The organism is Idiomarina sp. UBA4520, assembly GCF_002388365.1.
In the GTDB taxonomy this organism is placed as follows: domain Bacteria; phylum Pseudomonadota; class Gammaproteobacteria; order Enterobacterales; family Alteromonadaceae; genus Idiomarina; species Idiomarina zobellii.
In genome coordinates, this window is sequence record NZ_DGMK01000022.1 from 138,167 (window position 1) to 161,564 (window position 23,398).

At 47.0% G+C, this 23,398-nt stretch carries 19 protein-coding genes; 9 read left to right on the plus strand and 10 right to left on the minus strand.

Annotated elements, in window-relative coordinates:
- Nucleotides 1-36 precede the first annotated feature (36 nt).
- The gene (locus B3850_RS11575; protein ID WP_286911768.1) at nt 37-873 is read left to right on the plus strand and encodes a sulfite exporter TauE/SafE family protein; all 837 of its coding nucleotides are present in this window, start codon (nt 37-39) and stop codon (nt 871-873) included.
- Here the strand turns inward: B3850_RS11575 and B3850_RS11580 are convergent.
- Together B3850_RS11580 and B3850_RS11585 are read right to left on the minus strand one after the other, a co-directional pair.
- Nucleotides 781-1,836, minus strand: a complete 1,056-nt coding sequence (locus B3850_RS11580) for a CNNM domain-containing protein (RefSeq protein ID WP_286873883.1) — start codon at nt 1,834-1,836, stop codon at nt 781-783. The two genes, B3850_RS11575 and B3850_RS11580, sit on opposite strands and share 93 nt — an antisense overlap.
- Nucleotides 1,837-1,861: 25 nt before the next feature.
- A complete protein-coding gene (locus B3850_RS11585) occupies nt 1,862-2,446 on the minus strand; it encodes a YqaA family protein (protein ID WP_058578445.1) in 585 nt (194 codons plus the stop codon).
- A gap of 141 nt (nt 2,447-2,587) precedes the next feature.
- Here B3850_RS11585 and hemH point away from each other — a divergent pair, with 141 nt between their 5' ends.
- Genes hemH through B3850_RS11605 form a run of 4 tightly spaced genes read left to right on the plus strand, consistent with a single transcriptional unit; the run spans nt 2,588 to nt 7,433 of the window.
- The gene (gene hemH / locus B3850_RS11590) at nt 2,588-3,691 is read left to right on the plus strand and encodes a ferrochelatase (protein ID WP_286911769.1); all 1,104 of its coding nucleotides are present in this window, start codon (nt 2,588-2,590) and stop codon (nt 3,689-3,691) included.
- Between the two features lie 35 nt (nt 3,692-3,726).
- Entirely contained in the window at nt 3,727-4,197 is a 471-nt protein-coding gene (locus B3850_RS11595; RefSeq protein ID WP_286873878.1) for a retropepsin-like aspartic protease family protein, read from the plus strand.
- Between the two features lie 30 nt (nt 4,198-4,227).
- Nucleotides 4,228-4,740: a hypothetical protein gene (locus tag B3850_RS11600; protein ID WP_286873876.1), complete on the plus strand. Its 513-nt coding sequence runs from the start codon at nt 4,228-4,230 to the stop codon at nt 4,738-4,740.
- 20 nt (nt 4,741-4,760) lie between these two features.
- Nucleotides 4,761-7,433 carry a bifunctional diguanylate cyclase/phosphodiesterase gene (locus B3850_RS11605; protein ID WP_286873874.1) on the plus strand — a complete coding sequence of 891 codons (2,673 nt, stop codon included), beginning with the start codon at nt 4,761-4,763 and terminating at the stop codon, nt 7,431-7,433.
- 2 nt (nt 7,434-7,435) lie between these two features.
- On the opposite strand, the gene B3850_RS11610 is transcribed toward B3850_RS11605, so the two are convergent.
- Entirely contained in the window at nt 7,436-8,065 is a 630-nt protein-coding gene (locus B3850_RS11610) for a peroxiredoxin (protein ID WP_058578440.1), read from the minus strand.
- A 137-nt stretch (nt 8,066-8,202) separates the two neighbouring features.
- Between B3850_RS11610 and B3850_RS11615 the strand changes: the two genes are divergently transcribed.
- Both B3850_RS11615 and gdhA read left to right on the plus strand, forming a co-directional pair.
- Nucleotides 8,203-9,393, plus strand: coding sequence for a GGDEF domain-containing protein (locus B3850_RS11615; RefSeq protein ID WP_286873871.1), 1,191 nt, complete (start codon nt 8,203-8,205; stop codon nt 9,391-9,393).
- Nucleotides 9,394-9,461: 68 nt separating this feature from the next.
- Entirely contained in the window at nt 9,462-10,814 is a 1,353-nt protein-coding gene (gdhA, locus tag B3850_RS11620) for an NADP-specific glutamate dehydrogenase (protein WP_286873868.1), read from the plus strand.
- A 51-nt stretch (nt 10,815-10,865) separates the two neighbouring features.
- Here gdhA and B3850_RS11625 read toward each other — a convergent pair whose 3' ends face one another.
- The 3 genes from B3850_RS11625 to B3850_RS11635 form a co-directional block, all read right to left on the minus strand.
- Nucleotides 10,866-13,739 carry an insulinase family protein gene (locus tag B3850_RS11625; protein ID WP_286873866.1) on the minus strand — a complete coding sequence of 958 codons (2,874 nt, stop codon included), beginning with the start codon at nt 13,737-13,739 and terminating at the stop codon, nt 10,866-10,868.
- A gap of 93 nt (nt 13,740-13,832) precedes the next feature.
- Nucleotides 13,833-14,705 (minus strand): LysR family transcriptional regulator, encoded by an 873-nt coding sequence (locus B3850_RS11630; protein WP_286873864.1) that lies wholly within the window; start codon nt 14,703-14,705, stop codon nt 13,833-13,835.
- Between the two features lie 81 nt (nt 14,706-14,786).
- Nucleotides 14,787-15,410: a hypothetical protein gene (locus B3850_RS11635; protein WP_286873861.1), complete on the minus strand. Its 624-nt coding sequence runs from the start codon at nt 15,408-15,410 to the stop codon at nt 14,787-14,789.
- A 31-nt stretch (nt 15,411-15,441) separates the two neighbouring features.
- Between B3850_RS11635 and B3850_RS11640 the strand changes: the two genes are divergently transcribed.
- Nucleotides 15,442-15,780: a YnfA family protein gene (locus tag B3850_RS11640; RefSeq protein ID WP_286873857.1), complete on the plus strand. Its 339-nt coding sequence runs from the start codon at nt 15,442-15,444 to the stop codon at nt 15,778-15,780.
- Here the strand turns inward: B3850_RS11640 and B3850_RS11645 are convergent.
- The 4 genes from B3850_RS11645 to B3850_RS11660 all read right to left on the minus strand — a co-directional run bounded on the left by B3850_RS11645 (nt 15,777) and on the right by B3850_RS11660 (nt 21,138).
- Nucleotides 15,777-16,532 (minus strand): DUF3307 domain-containing protein, encoded by a 756-nt coding sequence (locus tag B3850_RS11645; RefSeq protein ID WP_053954632.1) that lies wholly within the window; start codon nt 16,530-16,532, stop codon nt 15,777-15,779. The genes B3850_RS11640 and B3850_RS11645 overlap by 4 nt on opposite strands.
- The gene (locus tag B3850_RS11650; RefSeq protein ID WP_053954631.1) at nt 16,525-17,166 is read right to left on the minus strand and encodes a hypothetical protein; all 642 of its coding nucleotides are present in this window, start codon (nt 17,164-17,166) and stop codon (nt 16,525-16,527) included. Before B3850_RS11650 ends, B3850_RS11645 begins: the two co-directional genes overlap by 8 nt.
- Nucleotides 17,167-17,347: 181 nt before the next feature.
- Nucleotides 17,348-18,700: a glutathione-disulfide reductase gene (gorA, locus tag B3850_RS11655; RefSeq protein ID WP_286911770.1), complete on the minus strand. Its 1,353-nt coding sequence runs from the start codon at nt 18,698-18,700 to the stop codon at nt 17,348-17,350.
- Nucleotides 18,701-18,837: 137 nt separating this feature from the next.
- Complete coding sequence (locus tag B3850_RS11660) at nt 18,838-21,138, minus strand: S9 family peptidase (RefSeq protein WP_286873850.1); 2,301 nt, start codon at nt 21,136-21,138, stop codon at nt 18,838-18,840.
- A 134-nt stretch (nt 21,139-21,272) separates the two neighbouring features.
- On the opposite strand from B3850_RS11660, the gene prlC reads away from it, so the two are divergent.
- A complete protein-coding gene (gene prlC / locus B3850_RS11665; RefSeq protein WP_058578431.1) occupies nt 21,273-23,315 on the plus strand; it encodes an oligopeptidase A in 2,043 nt (680 codons plus the stop codon).
- Nucleotides 23,316-23,398 lie beyond the last annotated feature (83 nt).

Consider the following 23,398-nt stretch of genomic DNA (forward strand, 5'->3'; position numbering starts at 1 on the left):
TTTTCAGCGGTTCGGAACGTAAATCCGAAGCCTTGTTTGGAAATAGTCGATTTAAAAATCGAGCGCGAATTATACGTATTGATTCAGATCAGCGCAAACCGGGAGTCGAAGCCAGTGGTCAGTGAGTCGTTATTTTATGGGTTAGTGTTGCTGTCTGCGGCAACGTCGTTATTAAGTGCGGTCGCCGGTGCTGGGGGCGGCGCGGTATTAATAGGCGTTATCGCGTTGGTGCTGCCCGGCAGCGCCGTTATTCCGGTTCATGGTTTAGTACAAATGGGCTCGAACGTAGGGCGGGCAGCTTTGTCATGGCGACATATTCACTGGCCGACTATTGCTTGGTTTGTGCCTTTTGGGCTATTGGGCACCTTTCTCGGAAGCCTGTTACTGGTTCAGTTACCAACAGAAATACTGCAAATTACCATTGGTCTGTTCCTGCTATGGCTAACCTGGGGGCCTAAATTACCGCAAAGCTTGTCCGGGCGTGCGGGTCTTGTCGGCGGGGGCTTGTTAACGGGGTTTTTAGCATTATTTGTTGGCGCGTCAGGACCTTTGGTGGCGGCCTTCGTAAAAGCCCGTTTCAGCGAGAGAATGCAAACCGTGGCTACCTTTGCTGCGGTTATGACTTTTCAGCATGGTCCTAAAGCCATTGTTTTTGGTATGGCTGGCTTTGTTTTTAAAGACTGGCTGCCTTTAATTGGAGCAATGATAGCGGCTGGTTTTGCCGGTACCTGGATAGGTTTGCACTGGCTCAAAAAAATAACGAACCAGCGCTTTGATCAACTATTCCGAATGATCATTACCTTGCTGGCGCTGCGTTTGCTTTGGGTCGCGCTTGAGGCGCTTATCCCAACGTTGTCTGGCGTAGCGACGTAGGCTGGCAATGTTGTCAGTTTCATCCATTATTGGCGTGCCCAAAATGGTTTCGATAATATCTTCCAGGGTAATAAGTCCTAACCAACTGCCATGCTCGTCATAGACTAACGCCATGTGTTGCCGTGTGGATATAAGGTGGCTCATTAAGGCTTCGACACTCACGGTTTCGGTAACGACTTCAACCTGGCGAACAATGTCGAGAATAGGTGTTCCTTCGTCGGCGTCAAAAACATCGCTGCGGAACAGAATGCCGTGAGGCTCTTCTTCGGCGTCGATGACCGGGTAACGGGAAAATGGGAGCTCACGAATCTTTTGACTAACGGCCATAATGTCTTCGTCAGGCCGTATGGACTCGCAAACCGTTCGCGGTGTCATAACTTCCTTAACCCGAATGTCGTGAAGGTCAAGAATGTTTAAAATAACACGTCGCTCGTCCGCATCCAGAGCTTCTTCCTCATGACCAATGGTTGCCATGGCTTTTATCTCAGAGCGCACGTCAATTTCTTCTTCCCCACCGCCAATACGTTTTGTTATTTGGTCAGACAACCAAATAAATGGCTTTAATGTCAGAATCATGAAGTTAAGCGTGGGCGGAAGCCAGGGAGCCAATGGACGCCAGAATTTAGCCCCAATGGTTTTCGGAATAATTTCGGACAAAATGAGGATGAGTAACGTCATAACTGCAGACGCAACGCCCAAATAACCATCGCCAAATACAACACCGACCTGCGCACCGACGCCAGCAGCACCCGCGGTATGAGCTACCGTATTTAAGGTTAAAATAGCGGCTAAAGGCTTATCGATACCATCTTTCAGTTTGCGCAGTTGTTTGTGCGTTTTAGGACGAGACTCTTTCAATTGTGCAATATAGCTAGGTGTCACCGACAGTATTGCGGCCTCCAAAACTGAGCAAATAAAAGACACGCCTATGGCTAAAAACGCAAAAAGTATAAGAAGAGTCATTGGGCTCCGGTTGAATTGGTTTTAGTTACAAGAATTGTATCAACAATATAACAGAAACCGCAGCAATAAGTATGGACCAGCCGGCAGGGCCTGAGTAACGTTGCCACACGTCTTCTGCTTGCGGACCTAACCAGGCAACCAATGCTGCCAGGACATAGTATCGTAAGGCTCTGGCAATGCCGGCAGATAATAAAAATAGAGTTAATGGGTACTGGCCAGCCCCTGCGGCTAGCATCGCAACTTGAAACGGAACTGGGGTAACGCCAACAACAAATATTGACCAGAAGCCATTGTTTTCGAGCGTTTCCTTAAATTCAGCGTACTGTTCCTGAGCCGATAAATAGTCAATGAACCATTGTCCTACGGTGTCAAATAAAGCATAGCCAATGTAGTAGCCACCAACCGAGCCCGCCATAAAGCCAGCTAACGCCACAGACGCAATAAGCCAAATGCGATCTCGCTCAAGCAGCATGTAAGGAACCAAAATAAGCTCTAACGGGATAGGCAGAATAGTGGCTTCTAATGCTGACAGAAAAAACAGAAGCACTAGCGAATGCGGTGAGTTAGCCAGCTTTATATACCATTTTTCACGGGTTGATGTGGTCGCCATAAATGGGTCAAGCAAATAGTTTCGATTGAGTGTATCGTTGCAGTGTAACCCGATTTTTTTGCAAATAGGGATCGAACCCGTTAAAAATTACGTAAATTTGGCTTTAAACCCTAAGCAGAACAGACTTTTAAGGTAAAACTGATGAAATATCGTGGTAGTCCGGCGTTTTCTCACCGCCAAGCTGACAAAATTGGTGTGCTTGTTACCAACTTAGGCACGCCAGAGGCGCCGACAAAGAAAGCGCTAAAGCCCTACTTAAAAGAGTTTTTGTCTGACCCTCGGGTGGTTGAAGTACCACGGTTGCTTTGGTCGTTAATTTTAAACGGCGTTATTTTGCGAATTCGGCCAAAGCGCTCAGCAGAAGCCTATAAAACGGTCTGGACAGATCGGGGTTCACCGCTTTTATTTCATACGGAAGACCAGGCCAAAGGCATAGAAGCAAAATTGAAAGAAACCTGGGGTGAGGATATTGTTGTCGACTTTGCCATGCGTTACGGCAGCCCGGCTATTTCGGAGGCCGTGGAGCGCATGATGCAAAAAGGTGTGCGGAAGTTGCTGGTTCTGCCGCTTTACCCGCAGTACAGTGCATCAACTACGGCTTCGACGTTTGACGCGTTGGCAAAAGATTTCACTCAGCGACGCTGGTTGCCCGAATTACGTTTTGTGACCCACTATCATGATTACCCTCCTTTTATTGAGGCGGCCGCTAAGCGTATTGAGCGTCACAGGAATGAGCATGGGCGTGCTGACAAATTACTGTTCTCCTACCATGGCATACCGCTGCGATACCTGAAAAATGGTGATCCTTATCACTGCGAATGCTACAAAACCTCGCGGCTGTTGGCAGAACGACTCGGTTTGAACCAAGATGAGTATTTAACCACTTTCCAGTCGCGGTTTGGTCGCGAAGAGTGGTTGCAGCCATATACTGACATGACTATGAAAGCCTTACCGAAAAAAGGCGTTAAATCGGTACAGGTTTTTTGTCCGGGGTTCAGTGCTGACTGTCTGGAAACTATTGAAGAGATTGGTGAAGAAAACCGCGAGTACTTTATGGAAAACGGCGGAGAGCGCTATGAATACATTAGCGCATTGAATGCAGAGCCTGATCATATCGATGCATTAACAGAGTTAGTAAACACTCACTTGCAAGGTTGGTCAGTTGAAGCGGTGACTGAGCAACGTCAGGAATTAGCGAATAAAGTAGAAAAGCAAACACTGCCTTATAGTGAGAAAGGACAATAAAAGTGGCAGGCGGTAATTCTTTTGGAAAGCCCTTCATGTTCATTGCGTGGGGGCTGGCAATTGCTCTATTAGTTTGGTTTTTTCAAGACCAGTTACAGGAGCAGTTTAATCCGAACTCACACATTCAAAGTCATAGAAACGCTGGGGATGTGACCGTTGTCCTCGAGCAAAATCGTATGGGACATTATGTGGCCAGAGGTAAAATAAATGGCCAACAGGTGACCTTTCTTTTAGACACCGGAGCGACATTGGTCGCGGTTCCTGAAGGGCTTGCAAGTCAATTAGGTTTGCAAAAAGGGCGGCAAGGCATGTCACAGACAGCCAATGGACGGGTTGTTACCTATCGAACGGAAATTGATACGTTGGAACTGGGTGAAATACGCCTCAATAACGTTGACGCGTCTATTACGCCGGGTATGGACGGAAACGTTATCCTTTTAGGAATGAGCGCATTAAAAGAATTTGAGTTAACCCAAAAAAACGATACGCTTAGGTTAACGTACTAAAACGAATCAAATTTATAGGAAGAATGAATTATGCATAAGTTGTTTATTGGAATGGCAGCGGTTGCCTTCAGTGCTACCAGTTTTGCTCAGCAGTCAGGATTAGAGGCGTGTGCCGAAATTGAGGACTCTTTAGAGCGTTTGGTGTGTTACGACAATTTAGCGAAAAAGACTCAGTCCGGTGAGAAGCAACGTCAAGACAGAGAGCTTCCGGAGCAGGCCCGTAAAGGCAAGCAGAAAGCGGCTGAAATGAGAGAAAAAGCGCAAGAGCGCCGCGAACGTGCAAGTGACCGCTTTGGGTTTGAGCATAAAGAGAAAGAAGAAACTGAAGACGAGCGCGTTAACGTGACACTGGCCGAACGCGAAGAAGGACCCTATGGTAAGTGGCGTATAACCTTAAAGAATGGTCAGGTTTGGAAGCAGACGGACAGTGGCTATTTTTCCTGGGATGGAGACGCTTACTATATTGAACGCGGTGCACTTAACTCATTCTTCTTTGGGCGTGAAGGCTCTAATCGTCGCATGCGAGTTCAGCGCGTTAAATAAGCGCCAAAGGAATGTGAGTCATGCAGGATAATTTGCTGGAGTACTCGTGGGTTGCAACAGGAGTGGTTTTAGCGCTCCTGGCCGTTACGATACTCTGGCGAGTGTACCTGCATTACTCGCACAAAAAGTCGTATCAACCGGGACAATTGATAAAGGCGCAGTACGATGCGTTAAACTCTCTCGTTCAGCAAAAGCCAGTTGCTAATAAGCTGGAAGATATTTGTCACCTTATAGAGTCGCAAATTGATGGGGCGTTATGCTCGGTCATGTTAAAGCGTGACAACTCCAACAGCCTTAGGGCCGCGGCAGGCCCGTCTCTACCCCGACCATTTGTCAGTGCATTACAGGATCTTGAAATAGCTGACGGTGTCGGCGCCTGCGGTACCGCGGCCGCACTTGGGCAGTCAGTTATTGTAAGAGATATGCGGCTTGACGAGCGGTTTGAGGCGTTTTTAGAACTTATTGATGAACATAACCTTGTTGCGTGCTGGTCTCATCCGATATTTCACGCCAGGGAAGAGCGAGTAATAGGGACTTTTGCTGTTTATTTTCGCTCCCCCAAACTTCCAACAACGCTCGACTTAGAGTTTTTGGTGCGTACTCGCGACTTGGTGGCGTTGGTAATCGAGCAGCAAGAGCTGGCGCTGCAACGCGAAAAAGTGGAACAGCATCACAAGTCGCTATTTGCGTATAACCCTCAACCTGTTTTCACCATGGACTCTGACGGTCGTTTTATTTCGATTAATCGGGCCGGCTGTGAGCTTTTGAAGCTTCATGAGCACGAGTTAATTGGTCAGCATTATGAACTAGCGGTAGTCGAAGAAGACAGAGAGCGAACGAAAGAGCATTTCGAAGAAGCCAAACGCGGTAATGCTCAGTCTTACGAAATAAAAGTGGCCGATAAACTGGGCCATATTTACTACTTAGATATAACTAATACCCCAATTATTATTGACGGGGAAGTGGCCGGTGTGCACGGCATAGCACGCGACCGAACAGAACAACGCAAGAGTGAAGCTCAACTAAAAGTTCTTGAAAGTGGTATAGAAGCGAGCGTTAACGGCGTTGTGATTAGTGATGCGAATAAGCCAGGCTTTCCAGTAACCTACATTAATCCTGCTTTTACGAAACTGAGCGGATACAGCTTTGATGAAATGGTTGGTCGCAGCTGCCGAATTTTGCAGGGTAAAGACAGCGACAGGAAAACGGTTCACGAAATAAGAAAAGCCCTGCATGAGCGAAGACAGGTTAAAACGGTTATTAAGAACTACCGCAAAGATGGCTCGACCTTTTGGAATGAGTTACTTATATCTCCTGTCAAAAATCGAGCTGGGCAGGTTACGCATTTTGTGGGACTTCAAAGCGATATTACCGAGCGCATTAACAAAGAGGAAACGCTTGAGTTTAATGCAACCCACGATACGTTAACGAACTTACCTAACCGAAAAGCGCTTGAACAGCAATTAGCCTCGGCTTTAGAAAGAGAAGAAAGTGCGGTTTATGTATTGTTTATTGATCTCGACGGCTTTAAACCAGTAAACGACAGTTTGGGTCATTACTTGGGCGACCAGGTGTTGATTGAAACGGCTGACCGGCTGAAAAACGTTGTGTTGGGTCCCAACTTATTGTGTCGATTTGGCGGTGATGAGTTTGTTGCTGTTATTGAGAATGCCAGTAACAAAGAGCAAATTGCTGCGTTTTGTCAGGAAATATTGAGTGTTTTCGAACGTCCGTTTCAGGTTGAAGGTAAATCTGTGTCGCTATCTGCCGCTATTGGCGTGACGTCTAATTTAGCGGAATTTAATCACCCAATGGAACTCATTCAACGAGCTGATGTAGCAATGTATGAAGCTAAAAAGCGTGGTGGCAATTCGTGGCTTTGGTATGAGTCTAAACTCGATGAACGCTTGAGCTTCCACGTCGCCTTACGTACCCAAATTCAAGAAGCGCTTCAGCATGAACAGTTTGAGTTATTTTATCAGCCCATTGTGACAGCGACTGGTCGCATTGCCGGGGTGGAGGCACTGATTCGCTGGCAACACCCGGAGCGTGGGTATATTTCACCTGCCGACTTTATTCCGGTAGCCGAGCGCACAGGTCAAATTGTTCCTATTAGTGACTGGGTATTAAGGCAAGCGTGCAGAGATCTGGAAAAGTTGAAGTTTTATGGAATAGGTTCTATGTCGGTGAACTTTTCACCCATTCAGTTTTATCGCGATGACTTTATAGAAAAGGTTAAAGGCATATTAAAGCGTTATGCAATACAGCCTGGCGAGCTGACTGCAGAAATTACAGAAAACGTTTTGGTGCATGATACCCATAGAATAACGGAGTTATTAGAACAATTAAGAGAGCTGGGTCTTGATGTCGCCATTGATGACTTTGGTAGTGGCTTCGCCAGCCTCAGGTATCTGAACTCGTTGCCGGTCAATAAGTTAAAAATAGACCGAAGCTTTACTGAGAATATCAATGAGAACGCACAAAACGCCGCTATTACACGCGGTATCTTGAAAATGGTCAAAGACCTGCATATACAGGTTGTAGCAGAAGGTGTGGAAACAGAAGCTGAGTTTGCATTTCTTGCTCAACACGGTTGCGACTACATGCAGGGCTACTTGTTCTGCAGGCCAAAACCGCTGGACGAACTGCTCGAATGGGCAGAACGCCAGCGGTCATTAGAAAACGAACTCTAACGTTATTTAATGTCTGTTAGACGCAGGTAAGGCTTCACGGTTTTCCAGCCTTGTGGGAACTTCTCTTTAGCGTCTTCATCGCTGACATTGGGACGAATAATGACAGAGTCGCCAGGTGTCCAGTCAGCAGGACAGGCTACTTCTTCGCGATCAGTTGTTTGCAATGCATCAATAACGCGCAGAATTTCGTTGAAATTACGGCCAACCGTCATTGGGTAGGTCATAATGAGACGAATTTTCTGATTCGGGTCGATAATAAATACCGAGCGAACCGTTGCTGTCGCACTTTCGTTTGGGTGAATCATGTCGTATTTTTGCGCCACTTCCAGCTCTTTGTCGGCAACAATTGGAAACTCCAGAACGGTATTCTGAGTTTCGTTAATATCGTTTATCCAGCCTTTATGTGCGTCAACTGAGTCAGTAGATAAGCCCAGTGGTTTCACATTGCGCTTTTCAAATTCCGGCGCTAATTGTGAGGTGCGCCCCATTTCTGTTGTACAGACCGGGGTGTAGTCGGCCGGATGGCTGAAGAAAAAGACCCAAGAGCCTTTGGCCCAGTCGTGAAACTTAATGGGGCCTTCTGTAGTATCGATAGTAAAATCCGGGGCGGTATCGCCAATACGTAATGTCATGTTGTTGCTCCTAAAGTGTCTTTTTGAGACGAAAGTCGATAACCTTTAAATAGTAGCCGATTAACCGCTTTGCAAGGCGGTTAACTTATAATCTTTTTTTCTACATTAGACGGTTGAGTTATTAGCAGGAGTTGCGTTTGTCCTTAGTCGTGTTTTTGCCGCTGGTGGTTTGGGTTCTGTTGGGCTTTTTTGCCCCGACAGTGTTGGCTGCCGTCATCTTGCCTGTGCCTGAAAGTGTTATAGCGTCTTTAGGGTTGGTAACCCTCATTGCCGGTTTTTTCAGGCAGTGGCAATGGCTTTACTGGTGTGCCTGGACCGCAGGCTTTTACGCGTTAATTCAATTGGGTTTACAGCAGCCACTGAGCCAGCAGCATGTTTCTGTTTTGTATGAAGCGCTGCCTGTTTGGCTATCAATAACGGCATTGCTGTTGGTGTTTATAAAATTGCCAGTGCTACTTTCACCGATAGGTGTCTTGTTACTTGCCGCCGTTGGTTTGTCGCCATTGTTATTGCTAACAGCGCCGGTGGCTGCTGCTTTGGCTATTCTTAACCCAACCGAAATGTTAAGCCTTTCTGGTGAGTTGCCAGGTATCGGCTTAGCGTTGTGGATGATAGCAATGGGCGGTATTTGGGCGACCGTTCTTCTTTATAAAAACGCATCGGCATTTCGGTGGAGTCAGTTAGTCGCCTGGTTGGCTTTCATGATCTTTGTTCTTGGCATTGAACAAACTGATGCTTCGACTTGGGCCGCACTCGCCATTTCCGGCGGTCTGCTGTTGGCTCTAGCTGACCGAATGTTAAAGCTAGCATACATAGATGAGCTAACCGGGTTACCGCAACGCCGGGCGCTCATGAGTGAATTGCAGCACTTACGCAAGCGCAGTGCCGTATGCATGCTGGATGTTGATCATTTTAAAAAATTTAATGACCGCTACGGGCACGAAGTGGGCGACCAGGTACTTCGGTTATTAGGCAGCATATTAAAGAGCGTTAGCGGTTTCAAAGCCTACCGCTACGGGGGAGAGGAGTTTACTCTGGTGTTTTCACACAATAACGAAGAAAAACTGAAAGATGTGTTGGAAACCGTTCGCTCAAAAGTGGCTAATTATCCACTCACATTGAGAGACCCATCAAGACCTGAAACAACAAGCAAAGGCAAAGAAAAGCGAGGCAAGCAAAGTAACAAAAAGGCCGTTAAAGTGACTATCAGCTTAGGCGCAACGACTAAGCTACCAACCGATACCCCCGATAGTATTCTCAAGCGGGCGGATGAAAACCTCTACGCCGCGAAAAAAGCCGGGCGGAATCGGGTTGTTCTGAAAAACTAAGAAGCGCTTGGCGATCTAAATTTAACGGAGTACGTTAAAGAGATAAGTTTCAAATTACAGAGGCGCACATGAGCTATATAAAAGACACTATCGAGACCTTAAAGCAAACCAGCCCTGCGCAGTCCGAGTTTTATCAGGCAGTGGAAGATGTACTTGAGTCGATAGAGCCTTTGTTAGAGGAGCGCCCTAAATATCGAGAACAAGCGATTATTGAGCGTCTGGTTGAGCCGGAAAGGCAAGTGATGTTTCGTGTACCCTGGGTGGACGATAGCGGTCAGATACAGGTCAATAAAGGGTATCGTATTGAATTTAATTCGGCATTAGGCCCTTACAAAGGCGGTTTGCGCTTTCATCCAAGCGTTAATGCCGGAATTATAAAGTTTCTTGGCTTTGAACAGATTTTTAAGAACGCACTAACAGGTCTGTCTATTGGCGGTGGTAAAGGCGGTTCAAACTTTGATCCTAAAGGCAAATCAGACGCTGAAATCATGCGTTTTTGCCAATCGTTTATGAGCGAACTGTATCGCCACATTGGTCCAAATACAGATGTGCCTGCTGGGGATATTGGTGTCGGAACACGGGAAATCGGCTATCTGTTTGGCCAATATAAACGCTTAGCGAATCGATTCGACGGTGTTCTTACGGGGAAAAGCACGCTCTGGGGTGGCTCCTTCGTTCGTAAAGAAGCGACGGGTTATGGTGCAGTGTATTTTGCCGAGTGCATGCTGGACGATAAAGACGATTCATTAGAGGGTAAACGTTGTCTAGTATCGGGCTCTGGTAATGTCGCTATTTATGCGATAGAAAAGCTCTACGAACTTGGTGCTAAACCAGTGACTTGCAGTGACTCAAGTGGCACCGTTTACCATGACAGCGGCATCGACTTAGACTTAGTAAAACGCATAAAAGAAGAGCAAAACGGGCGTTTAGAGGAGTATTTAGAGACTCATAGTAACGCCGAGTACACTCCAAGAGATGATTATCCGGAAGATGGTCATACCGTCTGGCGTTATAAAGGTGACATCGCACTTCCGTGCGCGACTCAAAATGAGCTGACCGAAAAGGATGCTCAAGCCTTACTGGAAAACGGATGCAAATATGTGGTGGAAGGCGCCAATATGCCGTCAACCCAAGCAGCGGTCGACTTATTCATTGAAAGCAATACCGCTTACGGTCCGGGCAAAGCTGCGAACGCCGGTGGTGTGGCCACGAGCCAGCTGGAAATGATGCAAAACGCCAGTATGTTGCGTTGGACCTTCGAAGAAGTGGATGAAAAGCTCAAAGGCATTATGCGTAATATTTTCAAAGACGCGAAACGCACCGCCGAGGAATTTGGTCATCCGTCAAACCTGGTACTGGGTGCCAATGTAGCCGGCTTTCGAAAAGTAGCCGATGCTATGATTGAACAAGGTGTGGTTTAAAAGGAATTGAATAGGGTGGTCAGCAGTGACCACCCTATTATGAAACTCAAATTATTGAGTCTCCATGGCTTGATGAAACTCTGCGAGATCCTCCACAACCGTTTGATTCGGTAAGTCTGCATAAGGCTCGTCTGCGAACTTCGTGCCGCGGAGCTGCACGGAAATACGGGCAGAGTCTGGATTCATTAAAGTATCCTGATAGAACGCTTTAGCGTCTGCCAGTGTCGTGTTCTCGACGGCTTTAATCAGCTGCTCTTTACTGTCAAAGTCATAACGCTCAAGCGCTAAGTCTGACAGTATTGGAGCGACCTCTTCGCGCATATTCTTCGGCGTTTCTTTTAACGTTACCAGCGCACTTTGTTTTAACTGAGCGAACTCGTCTTCAGTCATCTTCTCAAGTTGCGCCCAGTATTCGTCTTTGAACTTGTCAAAACGCGCTTGCATATCTGCCACGCTCTTAACTGGCGTTTGAATGTATAGACCAAAGCCTGCGTAATGGTCAAGCGATGGCGCAAAAGCGCCGACGGCATAAGCTAACTGCTCTTCGGTACGCAAGGTATCAAAGGCTGCCGTGCGGAAGTGGCTTTGCAATACTGTCCCCGCTGCCTGAGCTTTGAAACCTGGCTCTGGATGAATGTGTGCATCGACTACAGCCACGTCGGCCACATCGAGATCTTTGCGCAATACGACCGCTTTGTTTGACTGTGGCTTCCAGAATTTTGCCGTTTTAAAATCAGTGATGTTACGGTCATTGGGCAAGCTTGCTTTAACGCGCTCAGCTGCTTCTGTTAAATCGGACTTGTCGTAGTTACCAAACGCAAACACACGAATGGAGTTATTACCTAACAGAGTGTCCATATAAGCTTCTAACTCTTCATTGCTGAGCGATTGAGCCGTGTTGATTAAATCTGACTGCTCAAAACCACCCTCGCGAATTAGCTGCCCGTAAGCATCGAAGCTCTGGTAAATAGGGAATTGCTGACCTTTGTTTTTTAGTGCACGAACATAGCGATCAACGGCCTGTTTAAAGGCTTGTGGGTCAACCTCAAAGCTTAAACCTTCAATAGCACGCTCAAGCAACTGTGGCTGTTTATCGGTAAAACCGGAGACGGTTAATGTCATGCCAGTTGTATCGTTCAAGCTCAAGTTCATGCCGGCAATGTTTGCCTCTGTATCTAAAGCACTGACGTTCATGTTGTACAAATCTTTCCACAAAGCGCCTAGAACGTTGGCTTTAATATCATGCAGTGTCGCAGGGTTATTAATTTGAACGTTAAAGATGCCGCGAGGCTGATCACCATAAAGTTGGCTTGGGTATTGCCATACTTGCAGGCCGTCCTCGTCAATAACCACCTTCGGTTTCTCAAACGCGTCGTTTTTCTTAATTTCGAAGCTCTCTGGCAGAAGCGTATTTACCTTAGGCAGGTTAATTGCCGTTTTCGGCTCTTGTTTCCAGCTAGCAATTTCTTCGGCAGTTATGTTCGCTACTTTGTATTTGCCATCATAGTAGTCAAGTTTGCTGTCATGCGGCTCATCCTGACTGATGTACCAAACACGCAAACGCTCAGGCGTTAATTGAGAAAGCACTGAACGAATAGCTTCAGGGTTAAACTCTTGGTATTCGTAAGGCGCACTAATCGCGTATTCAGCCGGATAGTTTTGCATGGCTTCCGCAAGGTTGGAGACATAACTAAACTCGTCGCCTTTCTCTAAAAATCGGAAGCGGTTATTCAAGCTGGTTTTTATTTCATTGAAATACTTTTCGTCGACGCCTTCCGCACGGACTTTGTCGATGTATTGCATAATTAACGCGACAATATCGTCCCGCTGTTGCATGCCACTGTCAGTCAACTCAACGTCCAGACGCATAACGCCGTAGTTACCGTAGAAATTAGGCTGTGCTGATGCATTTAAACTGGCAATAAGGCCTGCTTCTTTCAGTTGCTGAGCGGGAGTGCCTGGCATTTCTGAACCTAACAAGTAGCTAACGTAACGGTTAGGCTTCACCTTAAACTGGTCTTGGTTGTTGTTTATGATGAACTCAAGCTTCAGCTGTTTAACGTCCTCATTAGGCACGTAATGAATGCGTTTTTTACCAACATCGTCAAAGTTGATTTGTGCGGAAACTTCTGGCTCGTCGATACCGTCGTCTTCAATACTGGCAAAATGCTTACGTGCTAGCGCTTCCATATCATCAAGCGAACGGTTGCTTATCATCGCCACTTTCATAATGTTTGACGAGTAAAAACGGTTATAGAAGTCGACAGTTTCCTGGTGCAGCTGACTGTTTTCTTTATCGCTGAGGCTTTCAAGGTTGCCGATAAGAAAACGATTAGAAGGGTGTGAGCCAAGCAGCAAACGACCGAGTTTAAATTGACCAAAGAAGTCCATTTCACGGCGCATCGACCACTCGGCATTGACCGCATTACGCTCTTTATCCACATATTCTGGATACAGTTTAGGTGCTTTGAAAAAGTCTGAGAAGCGGTCCAGACCTTCGTCGTAAGCGTCATTGTTCACTTTGAACATATAATTAGTAACGTCGAGCCAGGTCGAAGCGTTTTGGCTGCCGCCATTATTGCTCATAAACTCGCTGTAACCGTTGGTATCCGGGTATTTTTCGGTACCCAAAAACAACATATGCTCCAGGTAATGGGCCATGCCTTGTTGTGATTTAGGGTCTTGCAACAGACCGACACCAACACTTAAGGAAGCCGCTGACTTATCAACATCAGGGTCTGACACCAGCATAATTTCAATGTTGTTATCGAGTTTAAGAACGCGATAGTCACGTTCGTCGTTCGGACTTTTTATTACCTCACCGGCAACAGCGCTTTGAACGTTCGGAGTTTCTGTCACTGTTTGGCCACAGCCAGCTAGCAATAAAGCAGAGCTAATAGCGCTCGCAAGTAATAACTTTTTCATATTGGAGGTCCTTTTTATTCATCTAATGTCTAGATGATACTCGGGCGCTCCGGAGGCTTGAAGTTATTTTGTTAGTAATTTGTAACAGAGTGTTTAAGTCAGAAAGCGAATGTGGCCAATAAAGCTTCTGGCAACAGGACCGACACTATCAGCGTCTTCGAAATTCAGATAAATAGGCATAGAGCGGGTAGCGCCACGTTCGAGGTTTAAAGTCACCAAACTGCCTTCTTCAATATGCGCATTTACCGCCGATTCAGGCAGCCAGGCAAAGCCCAGGTTTTTGCGAATAAGCTCAACGGAAGTCGTTAAATGACTGACTGTCCAACGCTGTTCAGAGCCCAACCAACCAATGTCAGAGCTTTTTTCGATACCTGAGTCTCGCAGTACTATTTGACGGCTGTTCTTTAAGTCTTCGAGAGTGACAGACGTTTTTGACGCAAGTGTGTGGTTGGTACCGCATACCGCAACAAAGGTCACGTCGCTAAGCGCCTCACTCAGTTCGTTATCAAGCATAAAGGGTGACAGCGATACCGTTGCTAAGCCTTTCCGCAACAACTCATCAGCACCCGTTAATATAGTTTCAATAACCTCTATGTGCACCAGCGGAAACTCTTCCGAGACTTTTTCTAACGCTTCGTACAGCACTTCTTTCGGGAAGGCTTCATCGACAGCAATGCTAAGCGTCGACTCCACTCCCTCTTTCAGATTCTGAGCGACATTTTCAAAGCGCTCAGCTTCCGACAGCAGATAATTAATACGGCGTAGTAAGAGCTTTCCGGCATGAGTTAACACTGTTTTGCGACCATCGACCTCAAACAAATTAACACCTAACTGCTCTTCCATTTTATTAACAGCATGATGAATGCTCGACTGGCTTTTGTGCACCTGCTGAGCCGCCTGCATAAAACCACCATGGTCCGCCACTGCTTTAAACATCCGCCATTGTTCGAGAGTCGATTTTGCCATTAATCCGTCTCTTGCTATATGTGTGAGCTAGGATGATATTATGCTTTGGGTGGGTTGGATAGACTTGCCAAACATTGATATTTATTCTTTAGGGCATCCAGCATAAACTTCAGCGTAAGTCTTGCCAAAGCAGCGAATAAAGCTATCAACGATACTTAAATTAGGCGGCCAAGGCACGTCGACAGGGTTTCCTTGTGCATCTCTGGGGTTAAATCCGGCGGGTTTTGGAACCATAGCCAGCTTTTCCCTGTAGGCTTTCAGTTTATTTAAATCGGACTCTAAAAACGCGATTGTTGCGTTAACGTAATGATTCCATCCGGAACCGTCTTTTTCAGCAGGTTTGGTTGCCTTCTCCATTAGCTCAATAGCGCGTTGATATTGCCCCGTTTCAGCGCGAAGTTGCCCTTCGTGCCATACCAATGTTCTCATGGCGCCTTCCGGGACTTTGTTCTTTGTGTAATAGAGGTGGATAAGATCAGCCGCTGGCTTCAGGCATTCGCCATTTTTAACTAATGAGGGCCAACCTTCGTCATAGTTTTGATCAAACGCTCTAGGGCTTAGTTCCAGCATTTTTTCTTTGTCATAACTGCACTCGGGCTCTATTGGTGCGGCATTAGCAACACCCAGAGAGAGCAGAGTAAGAGCTAAGAAGCAACTGAAGAGAAAAGTGTTGTGTGTCATTATTTCTTTTATAGTAGAACGCATAATTTAATTTCCCTATCTAAAGGCGCTGACTATGTCTGCTTTGTTAGTTACTAAAACACTCGGACTGTTTTTTATAACCGCTATTGCTGAAATTGTAGGCTGCTACTTACCTTACCTGTGGTTGAAAAAAGATGGAAGTACATGGTTATTGATACCTGCGGCAATTAGTTTGGCTCTGTTTGCCTGGTTACTTACCTTACACCCAGCGGAAAGTGGCCGAGTTTATGCTGCTTATGGTGGGGTGTATGTCGTAACTGCGTTGCTTTGGTTAAAAGCCGTGGAAGGGGCGTCGCTGTCTATGTACGATGCTGTGGGTGCTGCTTTTACTTTAACCGGTATGGCGATTATAGCTGCAGGATGGAATCATTAGTATGCCAATATTGACTGGGTGATTAAGCCTATGAGTAAAACAATGGAGAGGCTAGTGACTGTTCCTAGAAGGACGTATTCATGTTTGCTCTCGTCTTTAAATCGCAGAATTGATTTTGCGGCAATAACGAACCCAATAGCGGTAAATTGGTTCATCAAAATAAGCGTTAAAATAATAAATCTCTCTAAAATTCCAATTAAGGAACCTGCTTTGTCCAGCGATTCTTCGCTGCCCTGACTATAGCTGTCGGTATTATTTGATAAACGCCAAGGCTTAAGTACGAACTGAATAACAATAGAAGTTGGTTTTAAAATCAGCAGGTAAGAAAGTGTGATTGCGACAAACTCCAACGTGATCGCGTGTCGTAGTGTGTCGACATTGATAAAGGCAAAGTAGCCGAACAGGTATGCCCAGACACTGAGAATGACAATGAAATGTAGCAACTGATCGACGTTAAAGCAGAGTAGCGAACCTTTGCATTTAGGCAAGTGTGACTTAATGAGGTCAATCACGAAGTGAGTGCCGCCGATCACTAAACTTGCCCAGATCAGAGTGAACTCAAAGCTTGAGGTAAATAACAAAACGATAAGAGCAAGAAGGGTGTGAGAGGCTGCGTGCCGCAGGTTTGCCAGTATTGAGGTTTTAGCCCCTTGAGAAGACTTACTTTTTATACTGCGGCTGGTTTGCAAATAAAAGTCACCGACAACATGAGCCAAAATTAACAGGGCCAGTATGACAAAATGATCAATCATGATTGAGCTCCTCATGAACCAGTGTTTCAAAATATTGAATTGAGTCAGCAACGAGCAAGTATTCACTGCTATTAAGGATTTTTGTGGTATTAGCGCGACTTTTTCCCAACTTATTTGCAAGCTCGGCGTGTGTCTGTGAGTCATCTAGTAAATATAAATAGAGCGCTTCAGCTTGCATGGGTGTCAAGGAACTGAGATGAGTGTCGAGTAACTTCACAACAATAGGAATATGGCGATTCAGTAGCTTGTTTTCGGAGCTGAAAACGAGGCGGTGTGACTTCATTTCATCTAGGTGTTTGCCTGATAAGATAAAGGCTTGCCCGGTAGAGGTTTTCACATCCTCTCTAAGATCTTTTACGTTACCGATGGCGATACTCTGACGCACGTCGATTTTATAATTATTAGATTTGAGCCTAAGACGAATCAGTATGGCTGCTTTTAACGCTTCCCAGGGGCAAAAGAAGGTGATTTGAAAAGAGTCCCCCCTGTAGATGTCGAAAGTAGCTTTGTTGCTTGCTTCAAAGGTCGTCAGCTCGTTCTTAAGCTGTTTTAGTAGCTCATCATAATGCGCTGAACTCAAACTTCGTGAGTCAACGATATCGCCTGTGATAACTGCTATAACATGCTTTTTCATATGATTGCCCAAATAACTCAGAAAAGTAACTGATTATAGTTACATTTAAGAATGTAACCGTTTTCAGTTACTTTTTCAAATGTAACTGAATTTAGTTACATTAAAGCGGTTTTTTGGATGGTGCGGCAGTCTTTGGGGGAAGAAAGCCCCCTGACTCTTTCAGAGGGCTTAAAACCTAAGGCTAGCGCATCGTGACAAACTCTTCCGCGCTAGTAGGGTGCAGAGCTACAGTAGAATCTAAATCAGCTTTCGTAGCCCCCATTTTCAGCGCGGTTGCGAAGCCTTGTAAAATTTCATCCATGCCTTCGCCAATGCCGTGAATGCCAACTACCTTTTCCTCTTTACTGTGGCAAACTAGCTTAAAGTAGCTGAGGGCGCGGTGTGGGGTGACAGCGTTGTACATAGCCGCGAACGAAGACTTATAAACGGTAATGTTCTCTTCACCGAACTTCAGTTTTGCGTCTTCTTCGCTCAAACCAACAGTGCCAATGGTTGGGTGGCTGAACACAACGGTAGGAATATTTTCGTAGTCCATATGCGCGTTTGGTATGTTGTTAAATAGGCGCTCTGCTAATTGACGGCCTGCCTTAATCGCAACCGGTGTTAGCGCTGCTGCGCCGGTGTTATCACCGACCGCATAAATGCCCTGTACGTTGGTGTTCTGGAATTTATCGACCTGAATGAAGCCGTCTTTGTCGAGCTCGACACCAGTGCATTCCAAGTTAATGTTGTCGGTGGACGGCACGCGACCAATGGCCCATACCAGGCAATCCACGCCTTCCATTGTTTTGCCGTTTTCAAAGTGCAACGTTAGGGTACCGTCATCTTGTTTAGCTACTTCACGTACTGTTGTTTCGGTATGAAGTTCAGGGCCGTCCTGCTTCATGCGCTCCAGCAAGCCGTCGGTAATGTCTTTATCGAAGGTGCGCAGAGGTCTATCTCGACGTATCAGTAAGTGTGTGTCTGTTCCTAGCGCGTGGAAAACACCTGCAATTTCAACGGCAATATAGCCAGCACCCACAACGGCGGCTTTTTTAGGTTGTTCCGTTAGTGCGAAAAAGCCATCAGAGTCGATACCATGCTCTGCACCTGGAATTTCAGGAATCATCGGGCGGCCACCGGTAGCTATGGTAATATGGTCAGCGGTAATTTTCTCACCGTTAACTTCAACCGTTTGGTGGTCAACGAATTTGGCGAAGCCTTCAATGAACTCAACGCCATTGCTCTGGAAACCACGATGGTAGCCTCCGTGAATGCGCTCAATGTAGGCTTCACGGTTTTTCACCATAGTCGCCCAGTCGAAGCCTTTCTGCTCCAGATTAAAACCATACGAAGGTGAGTATTTAACGGCTTCGGCAATATGAGCGCCATACCACATGACTTTCTTAGGTACACAACCCACGTTTACGCAGGTACCGCCAACGAATTTTGCTTCAATAACGGCGGCTTTTGCACCACGAATGGCGGCACGGTTGGCTGAGGCAATACCGCCACTGCCGGCACCTATCGCCAGATAGTCATAATGTCTACTCATACTGCTTAACTCCTGTGCTTAATTCAAAAACTGCGCATATCTTGAATAAAAACCCCGTATCTTGCAAATAAAGACACGGGGTTTCACGTTTTTTATACCGATAGCGGTAATCGAAAGATCAGTTTATAACGCTGCTCTTAACGACCACCTGCTGGTAAATGCTCTTTGATGAACTCGGTCATCATGGTGCGCAGGTGCAAAGTGGTGCCTTCACCCTCGTAAATACCGTGCGAGCGGTTCGGATAAGCGAAAAACTCAAATTGCTTACCGTGTTTAATCAGTTCGTTAACTAAGCGCTCACTGCCCTGGAAGTGGACGTTGTCGTCGCCTGTGCCATGCACTAACAATAAGTCACCTTCCAGATTCTCGGCGTGTGTAATTGCCGAGGTCTCTTTGTAGCGCTCTGCTGATTCCGGCAATAACCCGGAGTAACGCTCCTGATAAATGGTGTCGTACAAGGTTAAGTCAGGTACTGGTGCCAGCGCCATACCCATGTGGTAGGCGTCTGGGTAGCGGAAGAGTGCATTAAGCGTTTGTGATCCACCGCCACTGTGCCCCCAAATACCAACACGGCTTTCATCAATAAAGTCCCAGCGTTCCAGCATCTGTTGCAGTGCGTCATACTGGTCTCGTACGGTAACAACGCCCAGGTTTTTGTAGATAGAACGGCGCCAGTCAAAGCCGCGTGGTGACTTAGTGCCACGGTTATCAATGGAGGCAACAATATAGCCCTGCTGCGTCAGCATGGTGTGCCACAAATACAACGAACCACCCCATTTATTGGCCACAGTCTGCCCCCAGGGTTCGCCGTAGACGTAGAATAAAATAGGATATTCTTTGCTCGGGTCAAAGTCGGTTGGCTTCATGATGTAGCCATCCAGTTCAAGGCCGTCGCGCGCTTCCACACGGAAAAACTCAACTGGCTGTTTCTCGACGTTTTCGACCGCTTTCTGGGCGTCAGTGTTATCGACGACCGTACGAATAACCTTATGGTCCGGCAGAGAAATCATCTTGGTTACAGGCACCTGATTCACAGAGTGAAAGGTATGCTCTGCGTATTTGGCATCTTGCGAAATACTGTAGCTGTGGGTACCGTCCATGTCCGGCGTCAGACGTTCTAAGCGACCACTGCCGTCTAAGCTGGCGCGGAACAAATAACGCTCTAACGGCGTTTCAGGTGACGCAATAAAATATACCCAGCCGTCTTCTTCGTTGACACGCAAAACATTGACAACGTCCCAGTTACCGCGGGTAATAGCGCTAATTCGACCACTGTCACGGTACACACGATAAATATGGCGATAACCACTGCGTTCGCTTAGCCAGGTAAATTCTTGTCCGTCATTCAAAAAGTGAATGTCATCGACGTACTCGGCCCAAGAGTCTGTGCTCTCACGCAGCAGTTCCTGTGCGTTGCCGGAATCTATGTCGGTAATGAAAGCACGGTTAATGTGCTGCTTTCGAGTAAGTTGCTGAATGAGCAGTTGCTCACTATTACCGGCCCATTGCATGCGTACCAAGTAGTGTTGGCGCGGGTCGCCGGGAATATCCATCCACTGTGTTTTGCCGCCACTCGCCGGCATGACACCAATACGCATAGCGGCGTTAGTTTCACCGACTTTCGGGTAAGGAAACTCTTTAAGCGTAGGGTACAGCTCGTCGGTGTTATTGATCATGGTAAACACCGGCGTGCCTTCGGTATCGAGCTGCCAGTAGGCAATGTGTTGCCCGTCCGGGCTCCAGCGGAAACCGTCACGCAGGAAGAATTCTTCCTCATTCACCCAGTCGAAAGTACCGTTGACGATGGTGTCGCTACCGTCGTTGGTCAGCTTGCTAATGCGGAAGTTGTTTAAGTCCTGCACGTAAATGTTGTTCTGCATAACGTAGGCGACCTTGGTGCCCTGCGGGTTAAACTTGGCAAACTGCAGTGTCGACTCGGGGGCGTTGCCGCCAAGTTTCTTCAGTTCATTATTGCTGCGGTTTAAGACCCAATAGTCGCCTAGCGTATGGGTGCGCCATGAGCGTTTTGTATTGGTAAAAATTAATACTTTGTTGCCATCGTCAGACCAGACGTAGTCAGCAATGTGTAATGCTTTGTCTTCGCCGTTTGGGGTCAATTGCTCAGCGCTGACTAACACAGTACGTTCATTCGTTTCCGGATGGTAACGGACAATATCTCGGCCATTGGCAGACTCGGATTCTTCCAACGTTGTATAACCTGAACCGTCTTCCAGCCAGCGTGTCGGTGCGGGGCGTTCAACGTTAAAGGTGTCGCTGGCAAAGATTTTTTCAGGTGTTAACTGATGACTACCGGCAACGTCTGTTTGCGCAGTGTCGTCGGATGCTTGTTCGCTGTCGAAGCTACTACAAGCACTTAGCGCCATAAAAGCCGCCGCGCCAGCGACTAGGCGTAATGTTCGAAAAGAGGTGTCAGACATGACATTTACCTTTATTCTGAATAATTAACAACGGAATAATACCGTAAATACGATAAGAAACCACGGGACTCGCTTGAAGACTAGCCTAAAGCCCCAATATCCACTGTAAGCATTTTGAAAAAATTGAGGTAATAATGAGCCAGAACCCCTTACTTGAACAGGGTCAGCTTCCTGACTTTGAAAGCATTAAGCCAGAGCATGTAAAACCTGCGGTAGAACAATGTATTAATGATGCGCGACAAACTATTGATGACGTGCTGGCGAGAGGAGATTTCAGCTGGAACGGCTTAATTGAGCCTTTAACCGACGCTGATGAAAAGTTAGAGCACGTGTGGGCACCGGTGTCGCATTTAAATTCGGTTGTCAGCACGCCTGAGTTGCGTGAAGCCCATGACAGCTGCCTGCCGTTGCTGTCTGACTATGCAACTTATGTTGGTCAGCACAAAGGCTTGTTTGATGCCTACGAAACGCTGCGTAACAGTGACGAATTTGCCGAGCTGACCGAAGCTCAGCAGAAGCTCATTAACGATACCTTGCGTGATTTTCGTTTGTCGGGTGTCGATTTACCTGCGGACAAAAAGAAACGCTACGCTGAAATTTCGTCTCGCCTATCTGATTTGTCGTCGACGTTCAGCAACAATTTGCTGGATGCGACTCACGCCTGGACGTGTTTAATTACGGACGAAAGTCGCTTAGCCGGGTTGCCCGACAGCATTAAAGAAGCGGCGAAAGAAACAGCCGAGGATCAGGAAAAAGAAGGCTGGCTATTTACCCTGGATATCCCCAGTTACCTGCCAGTGATGCTGTATGCCGAAGACCGTGAGCTTCGCAAGGACATGTACCAGGCCTTTGTGACCCGAGCGTCAGAAACCGGCCCTAACGGTGGTAAGTTTGATAACTCGGCAGTGATGGATGAGACCCTGGCTTTGCGTCATGAAATGGCCAAGTTGCTTGGTTTTAATGACTATGCCGAAATGTCGTTAGCAACGAAAATGGCGGAGTCACCCGAGCAAGTGCTGGGCTTTGTGAAGGACTTAGCTGACAAGTCGATGTCGCAGGCAAAAGAAGAATACGCTGAGGTGGAAGCCTTTGCCAAAGAGCAAGGCGTTGAGAAAATGGAGGCCTGGGACGTGCCGTATTTCAGTGAGCAACTGAAACAACAGCGTTATTCCATTTCCGATGAGTTACTGCGCCCGTACTTCCCGGAACAACAAGTGCTAAATGGCTTGTTTGAAGTGGTTAAGCGCTTGTTTGGCATGACGGTTAGCGAGCAGAAAGACGTGAAAACCTGGCATGAGAATGTCCGCTTTTTCCGCATTCATGACGCCGATGGTCACTTGCGTGGCAGCTTTTATTTAGACTTGTATGCCCGCCAGGGTAAACGCGGCGGCGCCTGGATGGCAGACTTTGTTGGGCGTCGGGTTCATGCCGACGGTGAGCTACAAAACCCGGTGGCGTTTTTAACCTGTAACTTCAGCAAACCAGTGGGTGGTAAGCCTGCGCTCTTTACTCATGACGAAGTACTGACGTTATTCCATGAGTTTGGCCATGGTCTGCACCATATGCTGACACAGGTCGATACGGCTGGGCTTTCCGGCATTAATGGCGTTGAATGGGATGCCGTAGAGCTGCCAAGTCAGTTTTTAGAAAACTGGTGTTGGGAGCCGGAGGCACTGGCACTTATTTCTGGCCATTACGAAACCGGAGAACCATTACCGCAGGAACTGCTGGATAAAATGCTGGCGGCACGTAACTACCAGTCGGCTATGCAAATGATGCGTCAGCTAGAGTTTTCGCTGTTTGATATGCGTATTCATCACGAGTTTGATGAAAGCAAAGGCGCGCGTATCAGCGAAATTTTGAGTGAAGTTCGCGAGCAGACCTCAGTACGTATTCCGCCAGAGTACAATCGGTTCCAGCACAGCTTTGGTCATATCTTTGCCGGTGGTTATGCGGCGGGTTACTACAGCTACAAATGGGCGGAAGTATTGTCGTCAGATGCATTCGCACGCTTTGAAGAAGAAGGCATTTTCAGTGCCGCAACCGGACGTGACTTCCTGCAAGTTATTCTGGAGCGCGGCGGCAGTCGTAAAGCTGCTGACTTATTTCAGGAGTTCCGTGGTCGCGAACCTAGCGTGGAACCGTTACTACGTCATAGTGGCATCAAGGCTGCATAGCACTGGGCGCTGAGGCTATAAGCACCCGTAGCCTGACGTTATTTACGTCAGGTGCGGTATGGTCACTTGCGCCAATGCTCAAT

Coding starts and splice junctions, on each gene's coding strand:
- B3850_RS11580 (WP_286873883.1), bottom strand. CDS start 1,836: ATGACTCTTCTTATACTTTTTGCGTTTTTAGCCATAGGCGTGTCTTTT.
- B3850_RS11585 (WP_058578445.1), bottom strand. CDS start 2,446: ATGGCGACCACATCAACCCGTGAAAAATGGTATATAAAGCTGGCTAAC.
- hemH (WP_286911769.1), top strand. CDS start 2,588: ATGAAATATCGTGGTAGTCCGGCGTTTTCTCACCGCCAAGCTGACAAA.
- B3850_RS11595 (WP_286873878.1), top strand. CDS start 3,727: ATGTTCATTGCGTGGGGGCTGGCAATTGCTCTATTAGTTTGGTTTTTT.
- B3850_RS11600 (WP_286873876.1), top strand. CDS start 4,228: ATGCATAAGTTGTTTATTGGAATGGCAGCGGTTGCCTTCAGTGCTACC.
- B3850_RS11605 (WP_286873874.1), top strand. CDS start 4,761: ATGCAGGATAATTTGCTGGAGTACTCGTGGGTTGCAACAGGAGTGGTT.
- B3850_RS11610 (WP_058578440.1), bottom strand. CDS start 8,065: ATGACATTACGTATTGGCGATACCGCCCCGGATTTTACTATCGATACT.
- gdhA (WP_286873868.1), top strand. CDS start 9,462: ATGAGCTATATAAAAGACACTATCGAGACCTTAAAGCAAACCAGCCCT.
- B3850_RS11625 (WP_286873866.1), bottom strand. CDS start 13,739: ATGAAAAAGTTATTACTTGCGAGCGCTATTAGCTCTGCTTTATTGCTA.
- B3850_RS11630 (WP_286873864.1), bottom strand. CDS start 14,705: ATGGCAAAATCGACTCTCGAACAATGGCGGATGTTTAAAGCAGTGGCG.
- B3850_RS11635 (WP_286873861.1), bottom strand. CDS start 15,410: ATGCGTTCTACTATAAAAGAAATAATGACACACAACACTTTTCTCTTC.
- B3850_RS11640 (WP_286873857.1), top strand. CDS start 15,442: ATGTCTGCTTTGTTAGTTACTAAAACACTCGGACTGTTTTTTATAACC.
- B3850_RS11645 (WP_053954632.1), bottom strand. CDS start 16,532: ATGATTGATCATTTTGTCATACTGGCCCTGTTAATTTTGGCTCATGTT.
- B3850_RS11650 (WP_053954631.1), bottom strand. CDS start 17,166: ATGAAAAAGCATGTTATAGCAGTTATCACAGGCGATATCGTTGACTCA.
- gorA (WP_286911770.1), bottom strand. CDS start 18,700: ATGAGTAGACATTATGACTATCTGGCGATAGGTGCCGGCAGTGGCGGT.
- B3850_RS11660 (WP_286873850.1), bottom strand. CDS start 21,138: ATGTCTGACACCTCTTTTCGAACATTACGCCTAGTCGCTGGCGCGGCG.
- prlC (WP_058578431.1), top strand. CDS start 21,273: ATGAGCCAGAACCCCTTACTTGAACAGGGTCAGCTTCCTGACTTTGAA.